Raw genomic sequence first — 16,726 nt, 5'->3', positions numbered from 1 at the left:
TAAACCAGAATCGAAATGAAAAAATATCTTACCGTACCGGCACTTATCATTCTTATGTCTTTCTTACACATGTCGGTAAATGCACAAACAACAAGCGACGAAGTGCAAATTCGTAGTACTATTCAAAATTACTTTGATGGATCGCACACTGATAATCCTGAGCTGTTGAAGGCTGCATTTCATCCAGATGCTACGCTCAAATATATAAAGGAAGGAAAGTATCAGATGATTCCTATTCAGAAGTACTTTACCTTCTTTACGAATTCTAAAAAAAGAGAATTTGAAGAGAAGATTTTTTATGTAGATCAATATGGTAATGCAGCTAACGTAAAATTAAGTGCCAGATATGCAACATATCAATTTGTTGATTATATGAATCTCTTAAAAACTGAGGAGGGTTGGAAAATTGTAAGCAAAATCTCCCACCGTGAGGAATTTTAACATAAAACGGCCAAAAGAAAATAATCATTTTGGCCGTTTTTTATGCTCTATTCTTCCTTCTTATCAAGCATCAACATTTCATTGAGGTTGATTTCAGTGATGTATTTGGTCATGCCATCTTTTTCGTATTTTCGATTTACCAGTTTACCTTGTACAGCAATCTCACTTCCCTTTTTTAGATAATCGGTCACCAGCTCCGCTTTCTTTTCCCACGCAACAATATTGTGCCATTGCGTGTCAGTTACCTTATCCCCGTTAGCGTTATAATAGGTTTCGTTGGTAGCCAGAGAAAATGAAGTCATTTTCTTTCCACTTTCAAATGTTCTCAATTCAGGGTCACTGCCTAATCTGCCAATTAATTGTACGCTGTTTTTTAATGTAGTCATAATAAAAGTTTAATTAATGATGATTTTTTGCCTTTGATAGCATTTAACTAATAGTAATACTCATCGGCTTGACAAATATTGAGTATCGCGAAAATACAAGCCGGTTTTTAAATGATTGTAGTCATTTAATATCCGTTTGTAATCAATTGTTGTTGTATATGTGTCACTGAATCAACTTGTTATACATGAACATAAAAAAAGATCAAAGAGTATGTCCTGAATGTGAAGGTCCTATTTTTGGAAGAGCAGATAAGAAGTTCTGTTCGGATGCTTGCAGGAATTCATACAATAATAAAGTGAATTCTGACGCTACCAATCTGGTTCGAAATGTCAATAATACCTTACGGAGAAATAGACGAATCTTGTTGGAGCTGAACCCTTCTGGTAAAACCAAAATTCATAGAGATAAATTACTGAAGGCTGGGTTTGATTTGGATTTTTTCACAAATACCTATGTCACTAAATCAGGCCAGGAATATAGGTATTGCTACGATCAGGGCTATTTAGTACTGGATGAAGTATCCGTATTGCTGATTGTAAAGAAGGAATATTAGAAGGTGACTGACTGTCCGGGGTTCTGAAAGATGATTGCCTCTGGTACAAATTGTTTGATTTTGGCCAGCGATTGTTTACTGCCATTATTAGGAAAATGAACAGCAACCACTTTTTTTGGAGCGATATATTTGTTGATTATCTCAGCACCATAAAACCCAGTCATGTACCAAAAAGGAATAAAGGCGACATCAATATTTTCATATTTCAATTTTAATTCCTGAAACCTATCGGGATTCATGTCGGCGTCTCCCAAATGAAGTATTTTTTTGCCATTGACATTTACAATAAAAATAAGGTCTTGCACCTTTGCATTGATTTTTCCTGCATGGCGTGAATAGGCAGCTTTCACTGTCAGGCCATCTTTAGAATAAGTCTTCCAGGTTCGCGAAAGTGGAAATGTTAATGTTCTATCATGAATACTTTCAAAATTATCCATGACAGACTCTATTGAATCCACAACTTGCGGTGTGGTAAGGCAATTCAATTTTTTTTGGGTGGACATTAGTTTAGCCACCTTTTGTTGATTGAAATGATCAGGATGTGAGTGCGTAATTAATGCAAGAGATAGGTTATTGTATGGCGATTTGCCAGCTACCATTGCATCCAGTTGGGTAGCTCCTGGAGTTGCAAATTTGCCTCTGCCATTATCGAAAAAAGAATCAATCAATATTTTAGTTTCTCCTGACTGGATAAAAATGCCACTATTAGCAATGTAAGTGGCTTTTTGAGAAAAGGAAGTAGTTGATAGACATAGTAGTAGAGCGAATAAAGAAATTCTCAAAAATGGCATGCAAATAATCAGTTTACCTCAGTTTAGTTTATTAACGGACACAAATTTAATAGAATTCGGGATTTTTGCTGCACTTGAGTTCAGACAAGCGTCCAATTCAAAATTCTACTTTTTCTCCGGTCTTCATAAATACAACGGCGTCAGGAAAGTTTTCCCTAATCAGTTTAAGTGATTTAGGGTCTCCAACTTTAGGATAATGAATGGCAATGAGTTGAGCGGGACGAATTTGCTGACTGATTATTTCAATACCCGGTGAATATGCTAAGAACCAATAGGGGACAAGTGCGACGTCTATGGCCTCATTTTGTAGTCTGAGTTTATGAAAATGTGAGATGTCCATTTCCGCATCTCCAAGATGTAGAATCTTTTTTCCATTGACATCCAGGACAAATATAAGATTGTCAACATTGTAGTTTTGTTTCCCGCCGTGACGGACAAAAGCGGAACCGATGATGATTTCGCCGTTTTCGTTTTTTTGCCAGTTCATACCTTTTGTGTAACTCGTCAATTGGGGGGCTATGGTATTAAAAAGGGTCGTATGTCTCGCCAATGAGTCAATAGCCTGCTGTGTGCTAATGAATTTGGTCTCCGAATGAGCAATCAAAAAATTGGCAACCATTTTTGAATAAAAATGATCACGGTGAGCGTGGGTGCTTAAAAAAAGATCAATTTTTTGGTAGGGGCTTTTCTTTTCGTTGACTGCTTTGATCAAATCTTTAGAGGGGTGAAGGTAATCTTCATAGTAATCATCAAATAAAGCATCAATCAATAGACGGTGATTACCTGATTCGATGAGAATACCCTCATTGGCAATGTAATGGATGTTTCCCTGGGCAATCAGCTGGCTTGAAAAACAGCAAAGGACAAAGAGCAGAAATTTCGGCATACTAAGAGTTTTTAATGAAACAACAAGAAGATACAAACAACGTATGAATTTATTATTTGTAATAAGTCTAAATAAGAACTAGTTTTGCCACGTGATACACACTATTTATCATACCACCCACGGAAAAGTTGTCCAAAATGATAAGGACAATTGCTTTTATCTTCAGTATAAAGGCAATGAGTATCGTATGGCCGTTTGCGCTTTGATTGCCTTCAAAAGCAAATTGGATCAATTGAATATAGAAGAGATGCTGCTCAGCGACACTTCACTCAATTCAATTGAGATCATTCCTCTATGCAACAAAGAGCGTCTTCTGGTGTTGACTTTGGATGAAATCATCGAAATGAAAGATTTGATTCCGGGCACTCTTGTTATGCTGGAGCTCAACAGCATCGTGCAGCAGCGTATTGTTCGTGCCTTGGTTTAAATTCCTTCCTCTAACTTAGACTAGTTCTAAATTTCACCCCATTAGAACCATTTCAGCTTTATTTAGTTACCTATAGTATATATTTATATCTAGATGAGGAGCTTTCGAGGCATTGCCTCATCATGAACGTTAAAGACAGAAAGATGAAGGATTTAATAAGACAAAAAGTAGCTATTCAGGACAATGTCATAAATATGCTCAATAAGCAAGTGAAGTTGGAAGCTCAGTCTTCAGCAGCCTATTTGGCCATGGCCGCATGGTGTGATCAGCATGGATTTGATCATAGCGCAAAGTTTTTCTACGAGCAGAGTAATGAAGAAAGGAGTCATATGCTTAGACTTTTTCACTATCTCAGTGATATGGGAGGACAACCAATGGTAGCAACTGTAGAAGCTCCACAGAGCGATTTTAGTTCTTTGAGAGAAGTATTTGAGATTGCGCTGGAAAGCGAGATAAATGTCACCGAGTCGATCAATCAAATTGTGGCGGCCTGTAGAAAAGCAAGTGATTTTGCTACAGAAAACTTCATGCAATGGTTTGTAAAAGAGCAGGTAGAAGAGGAATTCGTAGCCAGAAGAGCATTGGAGTTCTTTGATATGTTAGGAGACGACCCAGCTTCATTACTCATCATCGATGAGCGTATTCTGAAAATAAAATACACTGAGGAGTAAAAATATTTCCCTTAATAATAGGTAAGCCCAGTCTGAGAATTCAGGCTGGGTTTTATTTTTTGAAGTTCTCACAAGGACAGAAAATTTCTATTAATCAAATAGTACTTCTGCGATATTCTTGGGAAATTATCTTACTTGAGATAGGTTATTTCTGATCCGATCTATTGTATTTCTAAACCTGGGGTAAGACAAATCTGGCTTATACAGGTAGTCGACTATGTGATTTTGGAATAAGTGATGTATATCCTGATAGTCAGATGAAATAACTACCAGCTGAGCATTGTTGTCTTCCGTAATTTGCTTGGGATCGCCATAATTTGTATCAAAGAATATGATATCAGCCGGTCTGCTTATTCCTGTTATAATCGAAATTCCCGGAGTTTTACTGATAAACTCAATAATCAACTCACGGGAAAAACGATCTTCGTCATGTACTTCACAATACAACTCTCTCAAAATAACTGTGGCTCTCGTAAATAACTGAATGCTAAATTAAAGAGCTGATGAGATGAGTATTATAAACTTTCGTTTGGTCAACGAAAAGTATAGGCAAACAACGAAGATTACCAGTTAAACAAATCCGTGATGGTCAGAAGGTTTTAATTCGACTCATCAGTTTTGGTCTCATGGACTGACTGACCGGAATTATTTTTTCCCCTACCATAAGGTTAAATTGATCAATATTTTTGATTTGGTCGAGCCGAACCACAAATGACCGATGAACCCTTAGAAATTCCTCAGATAACCTGTTTTCTATTTTGGTAAGTGTCGAGTGAACAACGTAGACCTTGTCTGTAGTCCCAATTTTCACATAATCTCCAAAAGCTTCGAAATACATGATGTCTTTTACTTTCACGCTGACCAGCAATGCATCCTCCTTGACATAAATAGATTCTCCTATGGTGTCAGGTCTGTGAGGTTTGAAATTTTCGCTTGCTTTAGTGGCTGCTTTGAGGAAACGCGAATAATCGTTTACCGGCTTCACCAAATAGTCCAGTACATCTAGCTCAAAGGCTTCCGCGGCATAATCCTTATTACCTGTCACCATGATCGTCTGTGGCGGATTTTTCAAAGATCTTATGAGTTCCAAACCTGAAAGCTCTGGCATTTCTACGTCCAAAAACAAGAGATCCGGACTTGTGTTGACTATGTGTTCAAGCGCAATTAAGGGCTCGTGAAATGCGCCTTCTAGTTCTAGGAAGTTAGTTTTCTTGACAAAGTCAGATATGATCTCTAACTGGAGTTTGTCATCGTCTACAACTACTGTTAATAGTTTTTTTTCACTCATTTTTGTTCTTCTATTTTGGTTAGGATTTGTGCTATGTCGCTATGATGTTCTTGAGCCCTTTTTAGTATCATGTCCACAGGGCTTTCATGATCAATCATGTGCTGAAGGTCTTCTGCTTTTTGAGCTAAATCATCTAGACCTACAAGTTTGATGCTTGATTTAACTTTATGAATATAGGATCTAATTCTGGTTACATCCTTGCTAAGGATGGATTCTTCCAATATCTTGTTTTCATCCAGCATGGTTTCTTTGAATATACTGAGGTATTTAGATGTCATTCCGTCTTCACCTCCCAGTGTCTCCTCTAACTTATTCATAATAGTTGCAACAACATTGTTACCAGCCGGATTGCTTTTTCTTGTATTCAAATGATAGGATAATTTGTTGTAAAATTCCTGAGGTAAAAAAGGTTTCGAAATAAAATCGTTCATGCCGGATTTAAACACTTCTTCTTTGGCATCACCCAATGCGGCAGCAGTAAGAGCAATAACTGGAAGCTCATTAAAATAAGTGTCTTTCGATTTTCTAATGACCTTGATAGTTTCGAATCCATCCATTACTGGCATTTGAAGATCAAGCAATACGAGATCAATGTTTTTTTGCTTGAGTATAGACAAAGCTTCTTTTCCATTGATGGCTTCGACCACTTCACATCCCCAGGATTCCAGAAAGTCTCTCGCAATAACTCTGTTGAAACCGTTGTCCTCTACTAATAAAATATTGGCCGCAAGTAGAGCGAAATTCTTAGTAATTGAACCCTTGTTATTTGTTGTTGGCTCTTCGGCGCACCTTTGAAGAATAAGACTAAAGCTAAAGGTTGAACCTTCAGTAATCTTACTTTTCAGTTGAATTTCACTGTTCATCAACTCTAACAATTTTTTTGTGATGGTAAGACCAAGCCCAGAACCGCCATACTCTTGCGTAGTATTCTTACTCGCTTGCGTGAATATTTCAAAGATGTTTTCTTGTTTGCCTTTTGGAATTCCTACGCCACTGTCTTTTACTTCAAATTGAATGTTATCAAAGTTGTCATGCTGACCGACCATTTTAAGGGATATACTCACTTGCCCGGAGTGAGTGAATTTAATAGCGTTGCTTACCAGATTGTGTAGGATCTGGCCTATCTTAAGCGAGTCTCCAAGGTAAAATTCGGACAAGGATTGATCGTAATCATAAGACAGACCGATCCTTTTTTCATTGGCTTGGATGACATAATTTTCATAAATCAGGTTAACCAGATTGTGGAGATTAAATGTTGACAGATCCAGCGAAATTTTACCCTCTTCTATCTTGTTGAAGTCTAAAATATCGTTGACAAGTGCCAGCAAGTTGTCCCCACTTTGCTTAAGCACATTTAGATGTTGCAGTTGACTTTCTTTGGGTGATTTGCTGAGCATTAAATGTGTTGTGCCGATGATTCCATTTAGAGGTGTCCGAATTTCATGGGACATCATAGATAAAAATCTCGCCTTAGCTTCTGAAGCCGCTTCGGCCTTAAGTTTCGCTATTTTCAACTGTTCCCGCTCTTTTCTTTTGTCAGTTATGTCCCTGGACGAAGTCTGAAAAGAGACGACCTCGAGGTTTTCGCCAAAGATGGGTTTGGTATAGGATTCTAACCAAATATAGTTACCATCTTTTTTTTTGAGCCTATATTCAACCTTTTCAACACTGTGTCCTTGAAGTGTTTTTTGATGAGGCTCTTCTTTCAATTTAAGCACGTCCTCAGGGTGAATAAAATCATAAGGGCTTTTGCCAACCATTTCGACCGGATCGTAACCGATAAGGTCTTTACATGACAGCGAAATAAATTTATATGTACCGTCAGGTTCATGCAAGGCAATTAGGTCCTGAGAGTTTTCAGAAACGAGCTTGTAAAGTGACTCTTTGACTTCCAACTCCTGCTTTAAAGTTTTGTTTTCTGAAAGATCTCTGGCTATCGACCTCAGACGAATCATCTTTTTCCCATCATACTGCATGGTCGTGTTTTGACCTATCCAAATAGGTTCGCCTTGCTTGGGAAAGATCCTGTATTCATAGTAGCACCTGTTTTTGCACTGCTTGAATTGCTTAATATAATAAGCCTGCATGGCTGGCACGTCATCTGGGTATATCATGTCCCAAATGGATGTGTTAATGACCTCATCGAGCTCGCGATTAAGCATTTTTAGCATCTTAGCGTTAGCGAAATTACATATGCCTTCCCCATCTAGCTCAAACACTCCGTCGCCCAGATTGTCAATAAGCTCATTAAATGCGTGATCTAATTGCCGCCTTTGATAATTCTCTTTCCTCAACTGCAAAAGAGCCACTACTTGACGTGATAAGGCCCAAAGGGCGTCTTTCTGATCTTGGTTCAGTTCTTTTTGTTCGTGGTCGATTACACATAAGGTGCCTAGAGTAAATCCTTCATCATCAGTCAAAGGAGCTCCTGCATAAAATCTGACATGTGGATCTCCTGTGGCTAGTGGATTGTCATAAAATCTTTCATCCTGAAAAGCATCAGGAACTTCTAGAATTTCATTGGGTTTGTTGATAGCATGAGCACAATAGGCCAGGTCTCTCTCTGTTTCAGAAACGCCCAGTCCGTGGTGTGATTTAAACCATTGTCTCTTTTCATCAATTAGGCTTATTAGCGAGATTGGGGTGTCGCATATTTGGGCGGCGATTTGTGTAATGTCATCGTAGAGCGACTCTGGCAGCGTGTCAAGAATTTGGTACTTTTTTAGTGCCGTGATTCTTTCTAGTTCGTTTTTTGGATGTTTAGGTTTTGTCAAGGCTTAGAGGTCTTTCTTAAAACTAATCAAAGACTCTGTTTAAACTCCGATCGTGCGCGTAAAAAATCAGCTTTTCATGGTTTCGTTGATTAAAAAAACGGTTTTTATTGAAGTCACTAAACTGGTCAAGTCCTGTTTTCATCGATTTCTTTCTATGCCTCGACTAAATTCATTGATTTAAGAAAACTAGCTAGGATAATTTTAAGTCATAATTATTTGGCCATGAAAAGATTGACTAGAATCGTATTAGTTTTATTGCCCTTTCTTTTTGCTCTTGGAGCATTCGGGCAATGCCCACCTTCTGGGGGAGGAGGCTTCGATGGTGATTTAACTATCACTGGATCATGCTCTGTTAGTAGCGATTTGCTTCTCAACAAAAAGAATCTTACCATATCCAGTACAGGCAGTCTGACTATAACGGGTGATTTTGACAATGATGGCAGTGGTTCAATTATTTTGGATGGAGGAACGCTCACCATTACTGGAGCTTTTAATAATAATGGAAATGGTACGGTGATCGTCCAAAATGGAGGAACACTTGATGTAGGAACAGATTACTACAACAGTGGAAATGGCACCACCAATTTTACAGCGGGCTCTATAAGTATTGGAGGAAACTACGTCAATGCCGGGAATGGTAACATCGATGCCGGTGGCATAGTTAGTATCGGAGGTGATTTTACGATAAACGGTAATGGGACCAATTCGGTCAGCGGAGGATTGTCCATTGGAGGTACGGCCACATTGGGTAGCAAAGGAGTTGATGTAGCCGACGGAGGAGTGGTGCAAGCTGGTTCGATTGTGAGTGTGGGGGATATTGATATCGAGCAAGGAGGAACCATTTATGTCATATCAGGTAGTATAACCGGGACCATCAATAATGATGCGGGTAATACTGATCAGGATTGCACCAACAACTGCTGCGGAGCCTTATGCAATAGTATTGGAGATGAACTCAGTGGTTCCGGACAAACAGTATTACCTATAGAGCTTTTGTATTTCACAGCAGATGCTACGACAGAGGGTATCCAAATTCAATGGGCCTCGGCGTCAGAAATAAACAATGATTTTTATACGCTAGAAAGATCATTTGACGGTGAGCAATATGAAATAATTGCGACCATTGATGGTGCTGGAAACAGCATCGGCAAGCTTGTATATAATTACCAAGATTCTCCAAATTATCAGGGCTTCATCTTCTATAGGTTAACGCAGACTGATTTTGATGGGGGATTTGAACAATTTCAGGCTATTCGCTTTTTTCATCATCAGTTAGTAGAAAGTGGCATAAAAGTTTATCCCAGTCAGGTGAAATCAGGTGATATGGTGACATTAACAAGTATGGGTGAGGAGATTAGAAGTGTGAATCTTATGCTGGTTACGCTAAACGGAAATAGGTACCCGCAAGAAGGTAAACGAGTAGGTGACCGAATTCAATTCATTACCTCGGAAGTACCATCAGGATTGTATATTCTCCAAGGTTATATAAATGGGATAGCTGTAAATGAGAGGTTGTTAGTTCATAACTGAATGGTCTTACTTCACCATTTGACCAATCGCTTTGGATACTTCATTTACAGGCAACAAACATGATTTATTTTCACAAACATAAATCAACGTTTTACCTTTAGATAATTTACCTTCCAATAACTCGAGACTTCCTTCATCTTGGCCTCCAAGAAGAATCTTATTAGGCACATACTGTTTGGCCAATTCTATTTTTTTGGCTTGAGCTTCCTCACCAACTACTGCCACCTCAAAATGTTGCTGTCCCATTAAGCCATAGAGCTTGGCCCAATTGCTATAGAAATAGGGCTGTTCGGTAATTTCCTTCTCCATATTCGCAACCATCTGAACCGCACGGTCCAGATCATCTTGATTGTAAAAAAACTGTCCCAGAAGATACAGTGCCTCAGCCATAGCTGAATTGGAGGCGGGAATCACATTATCAGATAATTCCATTTTTCTGGCGATCAGTTTTTCATCTTGATCTGATGTATAGTAGAACATTTTGGTTTTCTCATCTGAGAAATGCTCGTCAACATATTGCTTCAGTTGTTTTGCGTCATGTAACCAGTTTTCGTCGAAAGTGGCTTCATATAGTTTGGTAAATGCCAGAATGGTGAAAGCATAGTCGTCTAAAAATCCACTAATAGTAGACTTACCATTTTTATAATTCCTTAGTAATTGCCCATTGGACTGGATTTGGTTTGTTCGTATGAAGTTGCCAGCTTTCAATGCCCTATCCAGGTAATCGTCGTTTTGCAAGGCAAAATAAGCATCGACAAGTCCAATGATCATCAAACCGTTCCATGAGGTGAGCACTTTATCATCCAATCCAGGGCGAGTACGGCCATCCCTAACCTTCATCATTTTGACTTTGGAAACGTCAATTTGCTTTTGGACTTCTTGTTCCGAAAGAGTGAATTCGCTTGATAGCTCAGGAATTGTGGTTTTACGTTCGAGAATGTTGTGACCTTCAAAGTTTCCTCTTTTTGAGACCCCATAATAAGCTTTGAAAACTTCTGATTCAGCCCCAAGCGTCTGGTCTATTTCTTCTTCACTCCAAACATAGAATTTGCCTTCTTCTCCCTCACTATCAGCATCTAGTGAAGAATAAAAGCCACCTGAAGGGTCGGACAATTCCCGATTACAGAATTCAATGGTTTCTCTTACGGCTTGCGCATATTTCGCATCGCCAAATACCTGATAGGCATGACTATAAAGACTGATGAGTTGTGCGTTGTCATACAGCATCTTTTCGAAGTGCGGAACGGTCCATGTTTCGTCTACTGAGTACCGGGCAAACCCACCACCCAGATGATCGTAAATGCCACCGTCAGCCATGCCGTCCAGGGTTACTTTTAGGGCCTCTTTGATACTATCATTACTTATAAAATAATTTTGAGTCAATAAAAACTCGTGAATTGCAGGCATCGGAAATTTAGGAGCACCTTGTCTGCCTCCATATCTTTTATCAATGGATTCAACTATCTTCTTACCGGCGGCGGCGTACAACGAAGAACTGAAAGGAGCGCCTGTTTCGTTGAGCTCAGGTACTTCTAATTGATTAATGCCATTAGTTACTTTTTCTGCTTGCTCGAGCATTTTTCCAGGTTGTGTCCTGTACATTTCGGCAAAATAGTCGACAACCTTAGCCCAATTTTCTCTTGGGAAATAAGTACCGGCGAAGACCGGCCTTCCGTCAGGTAATGTGATTACGTTCAGCGGCCAACCACCACGACCAGTCATGAGTTGAGCAGCATCCATATAAATTTGATCAATATCTGGGCGTTCCTCCCTATCTACTTTGATAGATATGTAGTTGCTATTCATTTTTGCGGCTATAGTAGAGTCTTCAAATGACTCATGTTCCATCACGTGGCACCAGTGACAGGCCGCATAGCCAATACTGATAATCATGAGCTTGTCTTCTCTTTTAGCCAGATCCAATGCCTCTGTTCCCCAAGGAAACCAATCCACAGGATTATGAGCGTGTTGTAGGAGATAGGGGCTCGTTTCAGAGATTAAATTGTTGGTGTATTTGTATTCTTGTCCCATGTTTTGCGTGCAAGCGTAATTGGATAGTACAATGATTAATATTAAAACGAGTCCTTTGCGCATATCAGTCTTCTACAGTAATAAGGAAGTAATTTTTCTTGCCTTTCTGTGCCAAGAGGTATTTGTTGTTGAGTAGTTTGAAATCCACAGGTTGGTTTTCGTTGCTCAATTTAACCTTATTTACACTTACTCCACCACCCTTGATCATACGCCTAGCCTCACCCTTCGAAGGGAATACTATTCCGTTACTTTCTTCGGAAAGCAGATCTGTTACATTTTGCGAGTTGGAAAAAGTGTTTTTTGAAATGGTAGTTTGCGGCACGCCATCGAATACTGATAACAGCGTATCTTCATCCAACGATTCCAAATCTTCAGTTGTGGATTTTCCAAATAATATACCGGAAGCCTTTATGGCCATTTCATAATCCTCCTGAGAGTGTACTCGGGTGGTTATGTCCTTACCAAGTTCTTGTTGTAGTTTTCTCTGGTGAGGTGCTTCCTGATGTTCTGCAATCAGGGCATCTATTTCGTCTTTGGTTTTCAACGTAAAGATTTTGATATAATTGGTAGCATCCTCGTCCGAAGAGTTAAGCCAATATTGGTAGAACTTGTAGGGGGAGGTTAGCTTCCGGTCCAACCAAACATTACCTCCTTCGGTTTTCCCGAATTTTGTACCGTCGGCCTTCTTTATCAAAGGTGTAGTAATGGCCCATGCTTCTCCTTGACCTTTTCTTCGAATAAGTTCAGTACCGGTTACGATATTGCCCCATTGGTCTGAGCCACCGAGCTGAATTTTACAATTCTTATTGTTGTATAGCCAGTAAAAATCGTATCCCTGTACAAGCTGGTAGCTAAATTCTGTAAATGACATTCCCGATTCAAGCCTACTCTTGACGGAGTCTTTTGCCATCATGTAATTGACGGAAATGTGTTTGCCAACATCTCTGATAAAGTCCAGAAAGTTGAAGTTCTTGAACCAATCGTAATTATTGACCATCTCAGCCGAATTTTCACCACAATCAAAATCCAGGAACTGCTCAAGTTGTTTTTTGACACAGGCAAGGTTGTGATTAAGGATTTCTTCTGATAAAAGGTTTCTTTCCGCAGATTTTCCAGAAGGGTCTCCCACCATTCCGGTTGCCCCTCCTACAAGAGCAAATGGTTTGTGACCTGTCTTTTGAAAATGGACCAAGGTCATGATCTGAACCAGACTACCGATATGAAGAGAATCTGCCGTTGGGTCAAACCCGATATAGGCAGAGGTCATTTCTTTATTTAACTGTTCTTGTACACCGGGCATCATGTCGTGTATCATGCCCCTCCATTTTAGTTCTTCAACAAAATCCTTAGTCATTGCAATCTGTTATTTTTCAATAAGTGGACAAAGATAGAGCGTTCAAGGATTTTTGAATGTGGTTCTTATAATAATCCCAAAAAATAAATTTCTGACACAATTTTTGTAAATTGACACATGGAATGATTTCATCTGATGGATGAAAATTATTCTCCTTTAGGATTGGGTTAGATGGAAGAAAAGATCGCCCAAATATTAAAGATGTACTTATTGAGAATTAGGCTATTTACTATGAGAATGCAAAAAAAACACCTATGGCTATGGATGTTTATTGTCGCCTTCATTACAGAAGGATATACTCAAAATTTGGATTTAAACGCTAGTTCTGCAGAGCGCAAACGTATAGCAGATGATTATTATGAACACGGTAATGTTGCCGGTAGTCGAGGTCAATTTCGGCTGGCCATATTGTATTATGATAGCGCCATTAGGTTACATGGAGGCTCCAGCGATTACTTTTTTGCCAGGGGACAGGCCAAAGAACTAGCTAACAACAACATCGGTGCTCTAACTGATTTTGAGGCCGCCTTGCGTCTGGATTCAGAACATTATACGTCCATGTTTAAGCGGGCACTCATCTATCATAAGCAAAAAAACTATAAGCAAGCCGCGAAAGATTTTACTTTTCTGATCAACAACGTAGAAACTTTTGAAACAAAAGCTATAGTCTTTAAGGGGGCTTCTTATGACGAAAAAGGTGAAATGATTTTTTCAGGTATCGCCACTTTAGAAGATATGAAAGCGGATGTGTACCTGGCCAGAGCACAGACGTATGAGAAAATGGGTTTTAGTACACCAACTATGCTGGACTATGACAAGGCCATATCTCTCAACAACCACGAACCTAACTACTATGTGCACAGGGGGTTATTCAAACTAAGCAAAGAAGATTCGGAAGGAGCTGAAGCAGATTTTAGAAATGCTTTAGAGATTGATCAATTTCATCGTTTGGCCCTTTACAATTTGAGTTTTTTGGTGGATGAAGAAGAGAAGAACGAAATAGATAAGATTTTGTATGGTGTGGGGGATTTTGCTATGGCCTATTCCAGGAGAGCTTTCGAAAACTATCAAAAGGGAAGGTATGAAGAGGCGTTACTGGACTATGATTCAGCCTTGACTATAAAAAGAGACAATGCCAATGACCTGATGAACCGTGGTATGGTAAAAGCTAAACTTGATCGTCATAAAGATGCCATCAAAGATTTTGAAAGCTCAGTGTACACAGATAATACGCTCACCCGCAACTTTGTTTTAATAGGTAACTCATTTCAGGAATTGAATAACTACCCTCAGGCAGTCACCTACTATCAACGATATCTGCGTTCAGAAACAGGAGATGGAGTGGTTTATTATAACCTTGGGTTGGCTTATATGAAAGCACGAAAAGATGATGAGGCTTGTGAGGCATTGCGTAAAGCTTATGACCTTGGAGAAGAACGTGCCGAACCAGCACTGGAACAAGTTTGTTTTAGACTGGAATAAATTGAATTAAATCACTCTCGCTATGCAAAGATTCATTGGCCTGTTGGTCATTTCACTCATGATATTGAATGCCCAGGCCCAAGACTTCAACGCACTGAAGAAAAAGATTGAGGCCAACCTTCCATCACCTTCAGGAGGATTGTCGGAGAAGGAGGTAGCCGCTGGATTGAAGGAAGCACTTACCAAAGGTGTTGAGACAGGAGTTGCTAGGCTATCAAAGCCCGATGGCTATTTCAAAGACCCACAAATAAAAATTCCTATGCCTAAGGAGGCCAGAGAGGTAGAGAGCAAGTTGAGGAGCCTTGGTCAAGGAAAAAAAGTCGATGAAGCAGTGGAGTCAATGAACCGAGCTGCCGAAGATGCAGCCAATGCGGCCAAAGATTTGTTCGTTACAGCCATCAAAAATATGGAAATCAGCGATGCTATTTCGATCCTTAAAGGAAATGACGATGCCGCAACCAATTACTTAAAGAAATCGACCAGAACTTCCTTGGAGAAAAAATTCGAACCTAATATCAAGGCATCCCTGGAAAAAGTGGATGCGACTAAGTATTGGAATACGGTTTTTGGTACCTATAATAAAATCCCTTTTGTAAATGACGTAAATCCTGATCTTGAAAAATATGTTACCCAAAAAGCCATAGATGGTTTATTTGTTCAAGTGGCCAAACAGGAATTGGAGATTAGAAAAAATCCTCAGGCACGTGTTACTGATCTATTGAAAAAAGTTTTTGAATAAGGTCTTGAAACCTGATCAAAGAGTGATTAGGATTACTTCTTGACATTTTCCAATGTTGATAGTAATAAACGACCTTCAAGGCAGGCGAAAAGTATCTGTACCACAAGGACTAGAGAGTTTTCGTAAACTAAAATCTTCTGAACGGCGTTTGGGGGATAGGTTTCTGATATGACCAAAGGAAAAAGCAACAATTCTAAAAAAAGCTTCAAACGGAGCCGAGGCAGTGATATCGCACTTTCATTACAAAATCATGAACAGATATTTAACAGCATGCTTGATCCTGTTGTTATATATGAAATTGATGAGCAGATCAATTTTGTTCGAATGCTGGATGCGAATAGCGCCTTTCTAAGGGTTTATGGGCTGGAGAGGGAAGAGCTTGATGGGTTGAATTTTAAGATGATCAGCGCAGAAAGTGATCGTGTACCCAAGTTTATTCATGAGATCGGTACAAAGGGGCAATACTTGTTTGAAACCGTGCATAAAACCACATCGGGACGTTCATTTCCAGTGGAAGTCCATTCCCGTCGAATTAAAATTTCGCAATCCAACGCCATCATATCCATCATTCGTGATATTTCGGTCAGAAAGAACGATAAAGAAAGGCTGTTGGCACTCAATCAATCCAAGGATAATATTCTAAAAGTAGTGTCACACGATTTGAGAAGTCCACTGGCACAGATTCAGGGCATTCTACAATTAATTCAAGCTGAGGAATTACCTGAACCGCTTAAGCAATATTTAACCTTATTGGACGAATCACGGGAACATGCAGAACATATTGTGGCAGATTTGTTGGCTACTGACGATTTGGATAATACAGAAGAGTATTTGAAACTGAGGAACTTAAGCGTAAATAACTTTTGCAAAAAAATCATCAAGCACTATGAAATTGTAGCCAAATCGAAGAAAAGGATAAAACTGAGGCATCAATTACTTGAAAAAGATGGTCATATCAGTGCAGACGAACAAAAACTAATACGGGTATTTGATAATCTTATTTCAAACGCCGTGAAATTCTCATTTGTCGATACCGAAATTGATTTTGAGGTGGCCTTAATGAATGAAGTAGTCCAATTTTCAGTAAAAGACTACGGGATTGGTATCCCTGATGAACTACAAGAATTCATATTTGATCAGCACACAAAAGCCAAGAGACCGGGAACCCAAGGTGAAAAGACAATAGGGTTAGGCATGTTTATTTCTAAGTCAATTGTGGAAATGCATGGCGGTAAAATTTGGTTTGAATCAACTCAAGACAATGGAACTATATTTCATGTAAGCCTACCATTGACTTAGGAAAGCAAATCATTTGCAACCTTTTATTGTCATTTAAAGTATTAGTTATAATTTTGTATATTATACAATGTAT

Annotated in this window: 16 protein-coding genes; 8 read left to right on the top strand and 8 right to left on the bottom strand. The window is 39.2% G+C overall.

Features of this window, described 5'->3' with window-relative positions; genetic code table 11:
• Positions 1 to 15 precede the first annotated feature (15 nt).
• Positions 16 to 441 carry a nuclear transport factor 2 family protein gene (locus tag ABJD64_RS22930; protein ID WP_348181190.1) on the top strand — a complete coding sequence of 142 codons (426 nt, stop codon included), beginning with the start codon at positions 16 to 18 and terminating at the stop codon, positions 439 to 441.
• Between the two features lie 47 nt (positions 442 to 488).
• Here the strand turns inward: ABJD64_RS22930 and ssb are convergent, their stop codons facing one another.
• Positions 489 to 827: a single-stranded DNA-binding protein gene (gene ssb / locus ABJD64_RS22925; RefSeq protein ID WP_348181189.1), complete on the bottom strand. Its 339-nt coding sequence runs from the start codon at positions 825 to 827 to the stop codon at positions 489 to 491.
• A gap of 185 nt (positions 828 to 1,012) precedes the next feature.
• On the opposite strand from ssb, the gene ABJD64_RS22920 reads away from it, so the two are divergent.
• Positions 1,013 to 1,381, top strand: coding sequence for a hypothetical protein (locus tag ABJD64_RS22920; protein ID WP_348181188.1), 369 nt, complete (start codon positions 1,013 to 1,015; stop codon positions 1,379 to 1,381).
• On the opposite strand, the gene ABJD64_RS22915 is transcribed toward ABJD64_RS22920, so the two are convergent.
• Together ABJD64_RS22915 and ABJD64_RS22910 are read right to left on the bottom strand one after the other, a co-directional pair.
• Positions 1,378 to 2,172 carry an MBL fold metallo-hydrolase gene (locus ABJD64_RS22915; protein ID WP_348181187.1) on the bottom strand — a complete coding sequence of 265 codons (795 nt, stop codon included), beginning with the start codon at positions 2,170 to 2,172 and terminating at the stop codon, positions 1,378 to 1,380. The genes ABJD64_RS22920 and ABJD64_RS22915 overlap by 4 nt on opposite strands.
• 97 nt (positions 2,173 to 2,269) lie before the next feature.
• The gene (locus tag ABJD64_RS22910) at positions 2,270 to 3,058 is read right to left on the bottom strand and encodes an MBL fold metallo-hydrolase (RefSeq protein ID WP_348181186.1); all 789 of its coding nucleotides are present in this window, start codon (positions 3,056 to 3,058) and stop codon (positions 2,270 to 2,272) included.
• Between the two features lie 91 nt (positions 3,059 to 3,149).
• On the opposite strand from ABJD64_RS22910, the gene ABJD64_RS22905 reads away from it, so the two are divergent.
• Both ABJD64_RS22905 and ABJD64_RS22900 read left to right on the top strand, forming a co-directional pair.
• Positions 3,150 to 3,485, top strand: a complete 336-nt coding sequence (locus tag ABJD64_RS22905) for a hypothetical protein (protein ID WP_348181185.1) — start codon at positions 3,150 to 3,152, stop codon at positions 3,483 to 3,485.
• A gap of 143 nt (positions 3,486 to 3,628) precedes the next feature.
• A complete protein-coding gene (locus tag ABJD64_RS22900) occupies positions 3,629 to 4,156 on the top strand; it encodes a ferritin (RefSeq protein ID WP_348181184.1) in 528 nt (175 codons plus the stop codon).
• Between the two features lie 126 nt (positions 4,157 to 4,282).
• Here the strand turns inward: ABJD64_RS22900 and ABJD64_RS22895 are convergent, their stop codons facing one another.
• The 3 genes from ABJD64_RS22895 to ABJD64_RS22885 form a co-directional block, all read right to left on the bottom strand.
• Complete coding sequence (locus ABJD64_RS22895) at positions 4,283 to 4,612, bottom strand: hypothetical protein (protein ID WP_348181183.1); 330 nt, start codon at positions 4,610 to 4,612, stop codon at positions 4,283 to 4,285.
• A gap of 133 nt (positions 4,613 to 4,745) precedes the next feature.
• Positions 4,746 to 5,444 (bottom strand): LytTR family DNA-binding domain-containing protein, encoded by a 699-nt coding sequence (locus tag ABJD64_RS22890; RefSeq protein WP_348181182.1) that lies wholly within the window; start codon positions 5,442 to 5,444, stop codon positions 4,746 to 4,748.
• Positions 5,441 to 8,218 (bottom strand): PAS domain S-box protein, encoded by a 2,778-nt coding sequence (locus tag ABJD64_RS22885; RefSeq protein ID WP_348181181.1) that lies wholly within the window; start codon positions 8,216 to 8,218, stop codon positions 5,441 to 5,443. Before ABJD64_RS22885 ends, ABJD64_RS22890 begins: the two co-directional genes overlap by 4 nt.
• A 222-nt stretch (positions 8,219 to 8,440) precedes the next feature.
• Between ABJD64_RS22885 and ABJD64_RS22880 the strand changes: the two genes are divergently transcribed.
• Positions 8,441 to 9,748, top strand: a complete 1,308-nt coding sequence (locus ABJD64_RS22880; protein WP_348181180.1) for a hypothetical protein — start codon at positions 8,441 to 8,443, stop codon at positions 9,746 to 9,748.
• 6 nt (positions 9,749 to 9,754) lie between these two features.
• Here ABJD64_RS22880 and ABJD64_RS22875 read toward each other — a convergent pair whose 3' ends face one another.
• Both ABJD64_RS22875 and tyrS read right to left on the bottom strand, forming a co-directional pair.
• On the bottom strand, positions 9,755 to 11,779 hold the full coding sequence (locus ABJD64_RS22875) for a thioredoxin domain-containing protein (RefSeq protein WP_348181179.1): 2,025 nt from the start codon (positions 11,777 to 11,779) through the stop codon (positions 9,755 to 9,757).
• Between the two features lie 64 nt (positions 11,780 to 11,843).
• Positions 11,844 to 13,133: a tyrosine--tRNA ligase gene (gene tyrS / locus ABJD64_RS22870; RefSeq protein ID WP_348181178.1), complete on the bottom strand. Its 1,290-nt coding sequence runs from the start codon at positions 13,131 to 13,133 to the stop codon at positions 11,844 to 11,846.
• 237 nt (positions 13,134 to 13,370) lie between these two features.
• On the opposite strand from tyrS, the gene ABJD64_RS22865 reads away from it, so the two are divergent.
• From ABJD64_RS22865 to ABJD64_RS22855, 3 genes are all read left to right on the top strand, one after another.
• Positions 13,371 to 14,615: a tetratricopeptide repeat protein gene (locus ABJD64_RS22865; protein ID WP_348181177.1), complete on the top strand. Its 1,245-nt coding sequence runs from the start codon at positions 13,371 to 13,373 to the stop codon at positions 14,613 to 14,615.
• Positions 14,616 to 14,637: 22 nt separating this feature from the next.
• On the top strand, positions 14,638 to 15,354 hold the full coding sequence (locus ABJD64_RS22860; RefSeq protein WP_348181176.1) for a DUF4197 domain-containing protein: 717 nt from the start codon (positions 14,638 to 14,640) through the stop codon (positions 15,352 to 15,354).
• A gap of 168 nt (positions 15,355 to 15,522) precedes the next feature.
• A complete protein-coding gene (locus tag ABJD64_RS22855) occupies positions 15,523 to 16,653 on the top strand; it encodes a PAS domain-containing sensor histidine kinase (RefSeq protein ID WP_348181175.1) in 1,131 nt (376 codons plus the stop codon).
• Positions 16,654 to 16,726 lie beyond the last annotated feature (73 nt).

This window comes from Reichenbachiella sp. (genome assembly GCF_039944555.1).
GTDB lineage: Bacteria > Bacteroidota > Bacteroidia > Cytophagales > Cyclobacteriaceae > Reichenbachiella.
The sequence above is the reverse complement of the archived record's forward strand: the minus strand, read 5'-3'. Positions and strand labels throughout refer to the sequence as shown.